Source organism: Paraburkholderia sp. FW306-02-B (genome assembly GCF_058782725.1).
In genome coordinates this window covers 4063495-4076851 of sequence record NZ_JBYSXZ010000001.1, presented here as the reverse complement: position 1 = coordinate 4076851, position 13357 = coordinate 4063495, and the positions used below count along the sequence as shown (strand labels likewise).

The following is a 13357-nucleotide window of genomic DNA, read 5'->3' as shown; positions in this document are numbered from 1 at the left end:
CGCAGCGCTCGACGCCGGGCGCTCAGCAAACGGTTCGATCGACTGGTCGATCAGCACAACCGGCCACATGCATCGCTGAACATTGCACTGAACTTCACCTCGCTAACACCGATGAAGGGGCAACCGCCAGGCAAACGCGAGGCAGCAAGAAGCAACCGCAAGACGCTGCAAGCACGCTCCGCAATACAAATAGATAGAGCAGCGAAAAGTCACTTCGACACGTCGCTCTTCGAGCTCGCGAAGCACCTCGACGACACACGTTCAACACGCTTCACATGAGGCGACACACACAGTCTGTTGAGCAAAGTGTTGTATGAACGTAGCAACGCGAATCGAAAACAGGATTTTTCATCAGCGAAGTCTTTTATCGCTCGTGAAAAGATGGTACAAACCGTTCTAAATTGATGGTGACATTTATGCTCAACTGGGATGACGAGATCACTGCCATAACTCCCTCGAGCGCTACGCAACAGAATGTGTTGCGCAACGCTGCGGGATCGGCTGTCGGTTCGCAAGTCGGAACGCGTTCCGCTCCTCAAGCTCCCTCGGCTCAAGACATCTTCGCGAACGACATCGCTGTCGCTCCCGTCGCTCACGCTGCTGGAACGGCTGCCGTTTCCGAAGCGCGGGTCAATGTCGCCGACAAGCGCATCATCAACGGCCAGACCGACGTCAATCAGTTGGTGCCGTTCAAATACAAGTGGGCCTGGGAAAAGTATCTGGCTGGTTGCGCCAACCACTGGATGCCGCAAGAAGTGAACATGTCGCGCGACATCGCCCTCTGGAAAGACCCGAACGGTCTGACCGAAGACGAGCGCCGCATCGTCAAGCGCAACCTGGGTTTCTTCGTGACGGCAGATTCTCTCGCCGCCAACAACATCGTGCTGGGCACCTACCGCCACATCACGGCGCCCGAATGCCGCCAGTTCCTGCTGCGCCAGGCGTTCGAAGAGGCGATCCACACGCACGCTTACCAGTACATCGTCGAATCGCTGGGTCTCGACGAGGGCGAAATCTTCAACGCGTATCACGAGGTTTCCTCGATCCGCGCGAAAGACGAATTCCTGATTCCGTTCATCCACACGCTGACCGACCCGGCCTTCAAGACCGGCACGCTCGAGGCAGACCAGACCCTGCTGCGCTCGCTGATCGTGTTCGCCTGTGTGATGGAAGGCCTGTTCTTTTACGTCGGCTTTACGCAAATCCTGGCGCTGGGTCGCCAGAACAAGATGACCGGCGCGGCGGAACAGTACCAATACATCCTGCGCGACGAGTCGATGCACTGCAACTTCGGCATCGACCTGATCAACCAGATCAAACTCGAAAACCCGCAACTCTGGACGGCTGAGTTCCGCGCGGAAATCCGCGAAATCTTCCAGCAAGCGGTCGAACTTGAATATCGTTACGCGGAAGACACGATGCCGCGCGGGGTGCTCGGCCTCAACGCGTCGATGTTCAAGAGCTATCTGCGCTTCATCTGCAACCGCCGTTGCCAGCAGATCGGTCTCGATCCGCTGTACCCGAACGAGGAAAACCCGTTCCCGTGGATGAGCGAGATGATCGACCTGAAGAAGGAACGCAACTTCTTCGAGACGCGAGTGATCGAATATCAGACTGGCGGCGCGCTGACCTGGGAGTGATCCGGGCTCGTGTCGCAGATGCATTCATCGATGGGGATGCCGTCGGCAAGGGCCACGGCAATTTTGGTTAGGAGCAGAACCGCCTGATGCAAAGCATGCCCGGTGCGTCGCGTGCCTTCGCGGCCCACAAACATGACTGGCACTTTGCGAACCCTTCAGTGGGATGGGCAAACTTCCCCCCGGAAAAAGCCGCTGGCGTGAGCGTCGGCGGCCCGATCAAGCAATTGCCGGCGCTGGGTTTCAGCGCCGACCAGATCTGGCGCGCGGAGCCCTTGGGCACCGCGCGCCTTACCGCATTCATTAGCGTAAGCGCGCAGCACCTGCGTACGCCGATGAATAGCCCGCTTCGTAGCGCGCGCCCTGAGAAGCGTCCGCGGGAAGCGGGTTTTGACGAAGGGTGTAGTTTGAACTGACTCTCATCTGAAAACCTGAAGGAGAAAATGATGGCAACTGCAAAGAAAGCCGCCGCTAAGAAACCCGCAGCTAAGAAAGTTGTGGCAAAGAAAGCTGCTCCGGCGAAGAAGGCCGCTCCGGCAAAGAAAGTAGCGGCGAAGAAAGTCGCTGTGAAGAAGGTTGCAGCGAAGAAGGCAGCACCGGCTAAGAAGGTTGCAGCGAAGAAAGCTGCTCCGGCTAAGAAGGTTGCAGCCAAGAAAGTCGCTGTGAAGAAGGTTGCAGCGAAGAAGGCAGCGCCGGCGAAGAAGGCAGCACCGGCTAAGAAAGCCGCAGTGAAGAAGGTTGCAGCAAAGAAGGCAGCACCGGCCAAGAAGGCCGCAGCAAAGAAGGCAGCACCGGCTAAGAAGGCTGCTGCAAAGAAGGCTGCGCCTGCTAAGAAGGCTGCTGCCAAGAAAGCTGCGCCCGCGAAAAAGGCTGCTGCTAAAAAGGCTGCGCCTGCCAAGAAGGCTCCCGCGAAGAAGGCCGCTGCTCCTGCCAAGAAGGCTGCTCCTGCGAAGAAGGCTGTCGCCAAGAAGGCGGCTCCTGCACCCGCTGCGACTTCTGTCTCGAGCGCAGCACCGGCAGCGACGGTGAAGACCGCGCTGAACCCGGCAGCGGCATGGCCGTTCCCGACGGGCAGCCGTCCGTAAGCGGTAAATAAGCGGTAGAAGTACTTCGACACGTCGCAGGATGTGTCCGATGATCGAGTAGCGCTTAAGTAACTGTGTGACGAGCGCTACTCGGTCAGCGTCCCGTCGCCGGGTTTCCGGCGACGGGATTTTTTTCGTCTCGTAAAAGCGTGCACGTCACGATTCCAAAACGGATGGACAAAAAAAACGCATGCACAGGGGAGCGCATGCGTGTGAGGTTGCCGCAGCGGCGCCTGAAGCGCGGCCGCGGCAGAGGGGAAAAGCTTAGTGCGTGACGCGCGTGACGCCGCCGCTAGACAGCAGCCGCACGCGCTCGCCGGCGCGGAAGATCTCACCGGTAGCGCTTTGCGTGATCGCGCGCATATCGCCGTTATCGAGTCGCACGGTGATCTCGAGACCGTCACGCACCGCGACGCCGTTCTCGACCGCGTTGCCGGCTACCGCACCGGCCAGACCGCCGATGATACCCGTCACGATCGAGCCACGGCCGCCGCCGATCGTGCTGCCGGCCACCGCGCCCAAGGCGCCGCCGCCGAGCGCGCCGATGCCGCTCGGTTGACCGTTGTTCGAGCTGATCTTCACTGCGCGAACGCTGTCGACCGTGCCCATCCGGACCGTTTCTTCGCGCTGTGCCTGCGACGCCGTGTAGACGTCAGCAGAACTACTGTTATACGCACACCCCGACATGGCCAGCGAACCGGCGATCAAGGCAGCCACTACCAGGCGACTCATTGTTTTCATTCCCTAACTCCAATAGCTCTCGGCATTACGGCAGGTCGTAACCGAACGCCTGCTTGAACCGTTCGTTGATCTCCGCCCGGGTGGGCGCGTAGTTTTGCGGGCCCTGGTGTTCGATCTTCAGCGCGCCCATCAGGCTCGCGAGACGGCCGGTGGTTGCCCAGCCGAGCTTGTTCTCGATGCCGTACAGCAAACCGCCGCGAAACGCGTCGCCGCAGCCTGTAGGGTCGAGCACTTGCTGCGCTTTGACCGCTGGAATCTCTTCGATACCGCCGCCGTGATGGATTTGCGCCCCGTGTTCGCCGAGCGTGACGATCAGCGCATCGACCTTGCTGGCGATCTCTTCGATCGACCAACCGGTTTTGTTGCTCACCAGTTTGGCTTCGTAATCGTTGACAGCTACATAGGTAGCAAGTTCAATCATGCGCCGCAGCGACGCACCGTCGAACAACGGCAAACCTTGGCCCGGATCGAAGATGAACGGCACGCCGGCCGCTGCCAGATGCTCCGAATGCTGGACCATGCCGTCGTAGCCATCAGGCGCGACGATGCCGAGCGTGATGCCCTTTGCTTCATCGGCGCGATTCAGATGGGACTGCATCATCGCGCCCGGGTGAAACGCGGTGATCTGATTGTTTTCCAGATCGGTGGTGATCATGGCCTGCGCCGAGTAGGTGTCCGGCACGACGAGTACGTTTTCCGTCGACAGGCCGAGTTGCTTGAAGCGATCCATGTAGAGTTGCGCATCGACCGCACCGAGCGTCCCCATGATGCGCGCGTTGCCACCCAGCAGATGCAGCGAGTAGGCGATGTTGCCCGCGCAGCCGCCGAACTCGCGGCGCATCGTCGGCACCAGAAAGCTCACGTTCAGGATGTGGACCTGCTCCGGCAGGATGTGCTCCCGGAAGCGGCCTTCGAAGGTCATGATGTTGTCGTAGGCGAGCGAGCCGCAAATCAGCGTAGCCAAGGCGAGCGTTCCTGTAAAAATCGGTAAAGAGAAAGGGCGCGACGATGTGACAGCGCCGCGCATGAAGCGCGGCGCCGGGGGCTCGTGCGCGAGGGTTTTACTTCAGTGCGGCGAGCGCTGCGTCGTAGTTCGGCTCGTTCTTGATTTCGCTGACCAGTTCCGCGTGCACGACCTTGTCGTTCTCGTCGACCACCACCACGGCGCGTGCCGTCAGGCCCGTCAGCGGGCCGCTCGTCACGTCGACGCCGTACGCCTCTGCAAACTCATGGCCACGGAACGTCGAGGCCGTCACGACGTTCTCGATGCCTTCGGTCGTGCAAAAGCGCGATGCGGCGAACGGCAGGTCGCCCGACACGACGATCACGGCTGTGTTGGTCAGCTTGGCGGCGGCTTCGTTGAACTTACGGGTCGACGTGGCGCAGGTCGGCGTGTCGAGGCTCGGGACGATGTTCAGCACCTTGCGCTTGCCGGCGAATTCGGCGAGCGTAACCGGCTTCAGATCCTTGCCGACCAGCGAGAAGGCGGGCGCTTGCTGGCCCACCGACGGGAACGTGCCGGCGACTTCGATCGGGTTACCACCCAGCGTGACTTGACTCATGTTGTTGTGCTCCGAAAATTCGTCAGAAATGACGGTGAACGCGCCCGATCGGTGCCGGGCGCACGAGTAAGCGTTACGGATAAAAAATCTGAACGCGGAAATTGGAGGCGACTGCATTGCCCGTGTCGAGGTGCACGATCATGGTTTGAGTCGTGTGCGCCGGCAAACCGGCCGCGATCGGCGTGCCGGGTGCGACATAGTCTTGCGGCCACAGCACGCGGCGCACGGCGACGTTGTTCTGGTCGTCGAGCAGCGTGAGTTCGATGGCCGGATAGGCCAGCGCAATATTGAAGCGATTACGCAGCGGCATCTTCAGTTCGAGCTTGTGCGGACCGTCGATCTGCCGCAGATCGGACGGCTCGACCTGCAAGCCGTCGATATCGTGAGGCGGCGTGACCTGACAGCCGATTTGCGCGCAGGCCTTCGCATAGAGCGTCTGCGAGCGCGGAAAGTCGACCATCACCGTCTCGCGCTGCCACCAGGCGAGTTGCGCGAGCAGCGCGACGGCTAACAGCAGCGCCGCCAGTGAACCACCGATGATCCAGCCCAGCCGGCGCGGTTCGGCCGGGCGGGTTTCGCGTACCACCGGGAAAGGATCGACGCCGTCATGCACCGGATGGACCGTGAAGGGCTCTCCACTGGACGCAGCCGCGGCGGCGCCCACTTTGCCCGTGCCCGGACCGGCCGCACCTGAGCCGGCGGTACCGAAATGCGGTTCGTTGTCGGGGATACCGTGCAACGTGGTCGGCTCGTTGAGAACCGGCTCGTCCACGGGATGTTCGGACGGGCGTTCGGTCTTGTGCCAGACCCTCGGCGCTTCCTCTGCCGGCGGACCGGCATCGAGCGCGGAGGGCTCGGGCGGCGCGTCAGCGAACACCGGTTCATGGTCGGGAGGGATCGGCGCGGCGAACGCACTGGACGGCAATTCGGGCTCAGTCGCGTGGCGCGGCGTAACCGCGACGCCCGCGCCGGTCGAGACCGGATTGAGCGGCACATTGGTGGCGGTGTGACGCAGACGGTTGTCGATGACGGCATCGGGCGTCGGCGCCCACGGGTCCCATGCTTCGGCGCTGAAATCGGGACCGCCGGAGCGTACGCCCGACAGGGCCTCGATCGCCGCTGCTGCGGCGACCGGCTTGGCGGTGGAGAAGTCGCCGCCCTCGGTCAGTTCGAACAGACTGCTCGACGCGTCGAATACTTCATTGCAATGCCCACAGCGCACGAGGCCGCGGCGCAGCGCGAGCTGCGCCGGCTGCAGGCGGAAGACGGTTTCGCAGAAGGGGCAACGCGTCGCCAGGAGCATATTGAGCCGGTAAGCCGAAAGGCCGTTGGTTGGACAATACGCCTTATTCTAATGGCTTTCGCGGCGCGTTCCCGTCAGGCATACCCAACCTTCGTGTTCGCGCCATACGGCGATGTCGATCCATCGCGCATAGACTTGCGCCACTTCGTCCGCTTGCCGCGCGAGAATGCCCGACAGTGCGATCCGCCCGCCCGGCTTGACCTTCGACGACAGCATCGAGGCCATCAGCTTGAGCGGATTGGACAGAATATTGGCGACCACGATATCGAACTCGCCAGTGGGGCATTCGTCAGGCAAACCGTACGTGACGTCCGCGCGATTGCGCTCGCTGTTATGGCGCGCCGATTCGACCGCTTGCGGATCGATGTCGATGCCGTGCACCGGATTCGCGCCGCACTTCTTCGCGAGAATCGCGAGGATGCCGGAGCCGCAGCCATAGTCGAGCACCGATTGCTCAGGCTTGACCGATTGCTCGAGCCACTCCATACACAGGCGGGTGGTCGGATGGCTGCCGGTGCCGAATGCGAGGCCCGGATCGAGTTCCAGCACGAGTGCTTCGGGGTCGGGTGCATCGTGCCACGACGGCACGACCCAGATGCGCTCGCCGATCGGAATCGGATCGAATTGCGATTGCGTGAGGCGCACCCAATCCTGTTCCTCGACTTCACGCACGGTGAAGGAAGGTGCGGGATCGAGGCCCAGCTCGTTTGCAGCGGCCGTCAGCAGCACAGCCGGGTCGTGTTCGGGCGCGAGCAGCGCGATCACGCGCGAACGCTGCCAGGCCGCGCGATCCGGCGTGAGACCGGGCTCGCCGAACAGCGGCTGCTCGTCGGGCGTGTCGGCGTCCGCATCTTCGACCGACACGGACAGCGCACCCAACTCGAGCAACGCGTCGGAGAATTCCTCCGCGTGCTCGCGTGCCAGCTCGGCGATCAGTTCCCGGTAGCTCATGACTTACGCTTCTTCCGGCGCGGCCTGCTGCTTCGCGGCCAACCGGTTTTCGAGGTAGTGAATGCTGGTGCCGCCTTCGACGAACTTCGCGTCCAGCATCAGCTCGCGGTGCAGCGGGATGTTGGTCTGAATGCCTTCGACCACCATTTCCGACAACGCGATGCGCATCCGCTTGATCGCCTGTTCGCGCGTGGCGCCGTAGGCGATCAGCTTGCCGATCATCGAATCATAGTTCGGCGGCACAAAATAGCCATTGTAGGCGTGCGAATCGACGCGGATGCCGGGGCCGCCCGGCATGTGCCACGACGTCAAACGCCCCGGCGACGGAATGAACTTGAACGGATCTTCCGCGTTGATCCGGCATTCGATCGCATGACCCTTGAACACGATGTCGCGCTGGCGCAACGCGAGTTTCTCGCCGGCCGCGATGCGGATCTGCTCCTGGACGATGTCGACGCCGGTGATCAGTTCGGTCACCGGATGCTCGACCTGCACGCGCGTGTTCATTTCGATGAAGTAGAACTCGCCGTTTTCGTACAGGAATTCGAACGTACCGGCGCCAAGGTAGCCCATCTTCTTGCAGGCATCCGCGCAACGATCGCCGATACGGTCGATCAGGCGCCGCGCGATACCCGGCGCCGGTGCTTCTTCGATCACTTTCTGGTGGCGGCGCTGCATCGAGCAGTCACGCTCGCCCAGCCACACGGCATTCTTGAACGAATCGGACAGCACCTGAATTTCGATGTGCCGCGGGTTCTCCAGGAATTTCTCCATGTAGACCTGCGGATTGCCGAACGCACGGCCGGCTTCTTCGCGCGTCATGTTGACCGCGTTGACCAGCGCCGCTTCGGTGTGGACCACGCGCATGCCGCGGCCACCGCCGCCGCCGGCGGCTTTGATGATGACCGGATAGCCGACCTGGCGGGCAATTTTCACGATCTCTTTCGGATCTTCCGGCAACGCGCCTTCAGAACCCGGCACGCAGGGCACGCCGGTTTTGATCATGGTTTGCTTCGCGGTGACCTTGTCGCCCATCATCCGGATCGTTTCCGGGCGCGGGCCGATGAAGGTGAAACCGGACTGCTCGACACGCTCGGCAAAGTCGGCGTTCTCCGACAGGAAGCCGTAGCCGGGGTGAATCGCTTCGGCGTCCGTCACTTCTGCCGCGCTGATCAGCGCCGGCATGTTCAGGTAGCTCAGATTCGAAGGCGCCGGGCCGATACAGACCGCCTCGTCGGCGAGCTTCACGTACTTGGCTTCCTTGTCGGCTTCCGAATAGACGACGACCGTCTTGACGCCGAGTTCGCGGCAGGCGCGCTGGATACGAAGCGCGATCTCGCCACGATTGGCAATGAGAATTTTTTCAAACATAGCGGGTTTTCGACTCATCAATGGGCGCCGGGTTGATCACAACGTCGGCTGCCTCACAGGATCGGTCGCGCGCCTCGTGAGGGCAGGCGCGCGGGCGGCGAACGCAAAGCGTGCCGCGTCAGCCGACCACGAACAGCGGTTGGCCGTACTCGACCGCCTGGCCGTTTTCGACGAGGATTTCCTTGACCACGCCGGACTTGTCCGACTCGATTTCGTTGAGCAGCTTCATCGCTTCGATGATGCAGATCGTCTGGCCTTCCTTGACCGTGTCGCCCACCTGGACGAACGGATCGGCGCCCGGGGACGGCGCACGGTAGAAGGTGCCGACCATCGGCGAGGTCACCACGTGGCCTTGCGGCGCGGCGGCGGCAGGCGCAGCCGGGGCGCCAACTGCGGCGGCAGGCGCTTCGGCGCCGCCCAGTGCCGGCATCGGCTGTGCGTATTGCGGCGCGTACGAAGCGGACGGTTGCACGTAAACCGGCGGCGCATTCTTGACGATGCGGACCTTGCCTTCGCCCTCGGTCACTTCGAGTTCGGAAATACCGGACTCGGAGACGAGGTCGATCAGAGTTTTCAGTTTACGTAGATCCATCAGGCAGCCCCTTTCAATGCGTGAAGTGCCGGCGGGGTGCGCCGCCGGCTCAAATTAGATGTGTGTGGAATTCAGCCGCGCGACGAACCGGCGGACAGCCGGTCGAGCGCGAATTCGAGCGCGTACAGATAGCCCTTCCAGCCGAGGCCGCAAATCACGCCCTCAGCCTGGTCGGAGAAATACGAGTGGTGCCGGAACGGTTCGCGGCGATGCACGTTCGACAGGTGAATCTCGACGAACGGGATGCCGACCCCCGCCAGTGCGTCCCGAATGGCCACGCTGGTATGCGTGTACGCGGCGGGATTGATCAGTATGAAATCGGTTTTTTCAGTCCGGGCGGATTGGATGCGATCGACCAGCGCGCCTTCGTGATTGCTCTGGAACGACGCGAGCTCGACGCCGGCGTCCGCTGCGCGGTCCGCCAGCGCCTGATCGATCTGCGGCAACGTCACGCGGCCGTAGACCTCGGGTTCCCGGGTGCCGAGAAGGTTGAGGTTGGGGCCGTGCAGTACCAGCAGTCGCGTCATGGTCGCTTCTTTTTCCGTGGAATTGGGCGCACTTTAGCGCTGATTAGAGAAACTTGTCTAGTTTCCTGCACGTACGGATTGATTTCGGCGACTTTTCGCCGCTGCTCCGGGTGCCCATCTTCTCGCAAATTCGCGCGATTTGCGCGCAATATTGTGCGTTCCGCCGGTATCTGAACGTCAAAAGAATGTGAAATTTAGAGCGCGTCGAGCGTCTGTTTCAGTTCTTTCGGGTCGATTTGGCCTAATTTTGTCGAACGGATGTTGCCTTTTGCGTCGATTACGACGGTAAAAGGCAATCCACCCGCGTTATTGCCGAACGCCCGCGCCAGGTCGGCGCCGCCGAATCCGGTCACATAGATCGGGTAGGCCACCTTCACCTTTTGCAGGAAGGCCTGGACGTTTTTATCCGAATCGACGCCAAGTCCGACGAACTGGATTCCTTTCCGGGCGTATTCGCGCTGAAGCTGCGAAAGGGCGGGCATCTCTTCGACGCACGGGCCGCACCACGACGCCCAGAAATTGACGACGATCGGGTGACCTTTGAGCAGACTCAACGATTGCGGCTTGCCGTCCACCGTGGTGACGGGCGCGGCCCACAACTGCTCGACGGCGCTGTGCTGGGCGCCAGGTTGTCCCGCATGCGCGATCTCCGAGCCGTCGCCGTTCAGCCAGTGATTCGCCAGCACGCCACCGCCCGCGGCGACGGCCGCCACCAGCGCGCCTGCCAGAATCCGTCTCGTATTCATTGTTGGTCTATCTAATTAGTGGAAGAAGTGACGCCGCTATTGTCGTCGAGCAGTGCCTGAACGGCCTGCAGATTCGCGCGGGCAGTGCGGCCGCGCGCGTCGGCCCGTACCGCGCCGCGCAAATCGTCCGTCTCATACAGCGCGACGTGGATGCCGACCGGTTCTGTGCCGGGTCCTTCTTCTGTGTCACGCCACAAAAAGCTCAGTGTCTCGACGTAGCCGCGCCCGGCAAAATGCCGCGTCTCCGAAACGTCGTACTGGATGTTGGCGTTCAGAAAGTAGATCGCGACTTCTTTCGGGTTGTCGCAGAACGCCTGCAGATGAATGTCCGAATGCTCGCCGGCTGTGCCGCCGAGCACCGCACCTGTCAGATACGGATTGAACGGCGCAAGCCTCTGCATCCAGTCGATCGCGACCCGCCTGAGCCGGCGCAGCAGGATCGGCTGGCTGTCACCCTGAAAGAGCGACTGATATTCGCGGATTTCTTCCTCGATCTGGTCGTTATCCGGCAGCCATTCGCCGGCGATACGGCTCTCGCCGACTACCTGCCGAGCCGCTTTACGCTTGGCCGTTGCGTAGTCCATACCGTCTTCGGCGATCAGGCGCGCAGCCGCGATGGCGATTTCCTCGCGCACGCGCTGCGGATCGAAATGTGATTTGCGAACCATCTCTCAATCATACTAGAGATTGATGACACGCCTTACTGGGTGGGTCGCACCGGCTGCCCGGCTTAGGGCGATGTGAAGGCGTCGGTTACAATGGCGTCCTTTGCAGACGGTCGTTTCGCCCGCTCCTGCGCTCTCCCATCCCACGCAAAAAATGCCCGCGCGGCAGACAGGCTTATGCACATCCACATCCTCGGCATCTGCGGCACGTTCATGGGCGGTCTCGCGGTGCTCGCGCGCGGCGCGGGTCACACCGTAACGGGCTGCGACGCCGGCGTCTATCCGCCGATGAGCACGCAGCTCGAGGCGCAAGGCATTCGTCTGATCGAAGGTTACGACGCCGAACAGTTGAACGGCCTGCAAGCGGACCTTTTTGTGATCGGCAATGTGGTCTCGCGCGGCAATCCGCTGATGGAAGCGATTCTCGACCGCGGCCTGCCGTATGTGTCCGGTCCGCAATGGCTCGGCGAGCATGTGCTGAACGGCAAATGGGTGCTGGCGGTGGCCGGCACTCACGGCAAGACGACCACCAGCTCGATGCTCACCTGGTTGCTCGAAGACGCCGGGTTGAATCCGGGCTTCCTGATCGGCGGCGTGCCGCTGAATTTCGGCGTGTCGGCGCGGCTGACCGATTCCAGCTTCTTCGTGATCGAGGCCGACGAGTACGACACGGCCTTCTTCGACAAGCGTTCCAAGTTCGTTCACTACCGTCCTAAAACCGCGGTCCTGAACAATCTCGAATTCGATCATGCCGACATTTTCCCGGATCTGGCCGCGATCGAAACGCAATTCCATCATCTGATCCGCACGGTGCCGGGCATCGGCCGCATCGTGACGAACGGTCGCGAGGACGCGCTGGAGCGCGTGCTGACGCGCGGGTGCTGGAGCGAAGTGGAGCGGTTCGGCGTGCAGGGCGGCTGGGAGGCCTTGCCGGCGGAAGACGGCGTGCCGGTCGACGAACGTTTTGCCGTGTATCACAACGGCGAGCGCGTCGGCGTGGTCGAGTGGCAGGTGCAGGGTGAGCACAACCGGATGAACGCGATTGCCGCGATCGCCGCCGCGCGTCATGTGGGCGTGCCGCCGGCGCAGGCCGCGAAGTCGCTTGGCAGCTTCCGCAACGTCAAGCGCCGCATGGAAGTGCGCGGCAGCGTCGACGGCGTGACCGTCTACGACGACTTCGCCCATCATCCGACCGCGATCGAAACCACGGTGGCCGGGCTGCGCGCACGCGTGGGCCACGAACGCACGCGGATTCTCGCGGTGCTCGAGCCGCGCTCGAACACCATGAAGCTCGGCGTGATGAAAGCGCAACTGCCGGAAAGCCTGGCCGACGCCGACCTCGTGTTCGGCTACGGCGCGCCGAGCGGCCGCGACGCGCTCGGCTGGAATCTCGGCGAAGCGCTCGCGCCGCTCGGCGGCAAAGCGCAGGCGTTCGACAATCTCGACGCGTTGGTCAAAGCGGTGGTGCACGCCGCGCGCCCCGGCGATCAGATTCTGGTGATGAGTAACGGCGGCTTCGGCGGCGTGCATCAGAAGCTGCTCGACGCACTCTCCGCGCGAGGCACGTCGTGATCCTTTATCTGCACGGTTTCCGCTCGTCGCCGAACTCGTTCAAGGCGCGCGTGCTGGCGGCACGACTTGCCGAACTCGGCCGCGGCGACGAATGGTGTTGTCCGATGCTGCCGGTTTCGCCGTTCGAGACGGTGGCGCTCGCCGAATCGCTGGTGGCTGCCGCGGGCGCCGAGCGCGTGACGCTGATCGGCAGTTCGCTCGGCGGCTATTTCGCTACCTGGCTGGCCGAGAAGCACGGCTGGCCGGCGGTGCTGCTGAACCCGGCGGTCGTGCCGCAGCGCGACCTGAGCGCGTACCTCGGCGAGCAGCCGTTGTGGCACGGCGGCGGCAGCATTGTTGTCGAGCCGCACCATCTGGACGAGTTGCGCGCGCTCAGCGTCGAGTCGATCAAGCGGCCCGAACGCTATTATTTGATGGCAGCCACCGGCGACGAAGTGCTTGATTACCGCGAAATGCTCGCGCACTATCCCGGCGCCCGCACTACGCTGATCGAAGGCGGTGACCACGCGATCAGCGAGTTCGAGCAATACGTCGACGAAGTGCTGGCCTTTTGCGATGCGGAAGACGTCGAACCGCCGGCGCCGCGCGAGGCCGCCTGACGGCCG

General features: G+C 62.5%; 15 protein-coding genes. 5 read left to right on the top strand and 10 right to left on the bottom strand.

Annotated elements, in window-relative coordinates; translation table 11 throughout:
- Positions 1 to 416 precede the first annotated feature (416 nt).
- The 3 genes from AC3WOG_RS18205 to AC3WOG_RS18195 all read left to right on the top strand — a co-directional run bounded on the left by AC3WOG_RS18205 (position 417) and on the right by AC3WOG_RS18195 (position 2722).
- A complete protein-coding gene (locus tag AC3WOG_RS18205) occupies positions 417 to 1640 on the top strand; it encodes a ribonucleotide-diphosphate reductase subunit beta (RefSeq protein ID WP_492579265.1) in 1224 nt (407 codons plus the stop codon).
- An 86-nt stretch (positions 1641 to 1726) separates the two neighbouring features.
- A complete protein-coding gene (locus AC3WOG_RS18200) occupies positions 1727 to 2053 on the top strand; it encodes a hypothetical protein (protein WP_492579263.1) in 327 nt (108 codons plus the stop codon).
- Between the two features lie 30 nt (positions 2054 to 2083).
- Entirely contained in the window at positions 2084 to 2722 is a 639-nt protein-coding gene (locus AC3WOG_RS18195; RefSeq protein WP_492579835.1) for a histone H1-like repetitive region-containing protein, read from the top strand.
- Between the two features lie 264 nt (positions 2723 to 2986).
- On the opposite strand, the gene AC3WOG_RS18190 is transcribed toward AC3WOG_RS18195, so the two are convergent.
- The 10 genes from AC3WOG_RS18190 to AC3WOG_RS18145 form a co-directional block, all read right to left on the bottom strand.
- Complete coding sequence (locus tag AC3WOG_RS18190; protein WP_492579262.1) at positions 2987 to 3463, bottom strand: outer membrane lipoprotein; 477 nt, start codon at positions 3461 to 3463, stop codon at positions 2987 to 2989.
- 25 nt (positions 3464 to 3488) lie between these two features.
- Entirely contained in the window at positions 3489 to 4427 is a 939-nt protein-coding gene (locus tag AC3WOG_RS18185; RefSeq protein ID WP_492579261.1) for a carbohydrate kinase family protein, read from the bottom strand.
- Positions 4428 to 4524: 97 nt separating this feature from the next.
- Positions 4525 to 5025 (bottom strand): thiol peroxidase, encoded by a 501-nt coding sequence (tpx, locus tag AC3WOG_RS18180; protein WP_341314254.1) that lies wholly within the window; start codon positions 5023 to 5025, stop codon positions 4525 to 4527.
- 73 nt (positions 5026 to 5098) lie between these two features.
- The gene (locus tag AC3WOG_RS18175) at positions 5099 to 6328 is read right to left on the bottom strand and encodes a zinc-ribbon and DUF3426 domain-containing protein (RefSeq protein ID WP_492579260.1); all 1230 of its coding nucleotides are present in this window, start codon (positions 6326 to 6328) and stop codon (positions 5099 to 5101) included.
- Between the two features lie 48 nt (positions 6329 to 6376).
- Positions 6377 to 7279: a 50S ribosomal protein L11 methyltransferase gene (gene prmA / locus AC3WOG_RS18170; protein WP_492579259.1), complete on the bottom strand. Its 903-nt coding sequence runs from the start codon at positions 7277 to 7279 to the stop codon at positions 6377 to 6379.
- 3 nt (positions 7280 to 7282) lie between these two features.
- A complete protein-coding gene (gene accC / locus AC3WOG_RS18165; protein ID WP_492579258.1) occupies positions 7283 to 8650 on the bottom strand; it encodes an acetyl-CoA carboxylase biotin carboxylase subunit in 1368 nt (455 codons plus the stop codon).
- Positions 8651 to 8768: 118 nt separating this feature from the next.
- Positions 8769 to 9242 carry an acetyl-CoA carboxylase biotin carboxyl carrier protein gene (gene accB / locus AC3WOG_RS18160; protein ID WP_492579257.1) on the bottom strand — a complete coding sequence of 158 codons (474 nt, stop codon included), beginning with the start codon at positions 9240 to 9242 and terminating at the stop codon, positions 8769 to 8771.
- Positions 9243 to 9313: 71 nt separating this feature from the next.
- The gene (gene aroQ / locus AC3WOG_RS18155; RefSeq protein ID WP_063497372.1) at positions 9314 to 9769 is read right to left on the bottom strand and encodes a type II 3-dehydroquinate dehydratase; all 456 of its coding nucleotides are present in this window, start codon (positions 9767 to 9769) and stop codon (positions 9314 to 9316) included.
- Between the two features lie 194 nt (positions 9770 to 9963).
- Positions 9964 to 10515, bottom strand: a complete 552-nt coding sequence (locus AC3WOG_RS18150; protein WP_492579256.1) for a TlpA family protein disulfide reductase — start codon at positions 10513 to 10515, stop codon at positions 9964 to 9966.
- Between the two features lie 11 nt (positions 10516 to 10526).
- Positions 10527 to 11183, bottom strand: coding sequence for a UDP-N-acetylmuramate--alanine ligase (locus AC3WOG_RS18145; protein WP_492579255.1), 657 nt, complete (start codon positions 11181 to 11183; stop codon positions 10527 to 10529).
- 174 nt (positions 11184 to 11357) lie between these two features.
- On the opposite strand from AC3WOG_RS18145, the gene mpl reads away from it, so the two are divergent.
- Together mpl and AC3WOG_RS18135 are read left to right on the top strand one after the other, a co-directional pair.
- Entirely contained in the window at positions 11358 to 12752 is a 1395-nt protein-coding gene (gene mpl, locus AC3WOG_RS18140; protein ID WP_492579254.1) for a UDP-N-acetylmuramate:L-alanyl-gamma-D-glutamyl-meso-diaminopimelate ligase, read from the top strand.
- Entirely contained in the window at positions 12749 to 13351 is a 603-nt protein-coding gene (locus AC3WOG_RS18135) for a YqiA/YcfP family alpha/beta fold hydrolase (protein WP_492579253.1), read from the top strand. Before mpl ends, AC3WOG_RS18135 begins: the two co-directional genes overlap by 4 nt.
- Positions 13352 to 13357 lie beyond the last annotated feature (6 nt).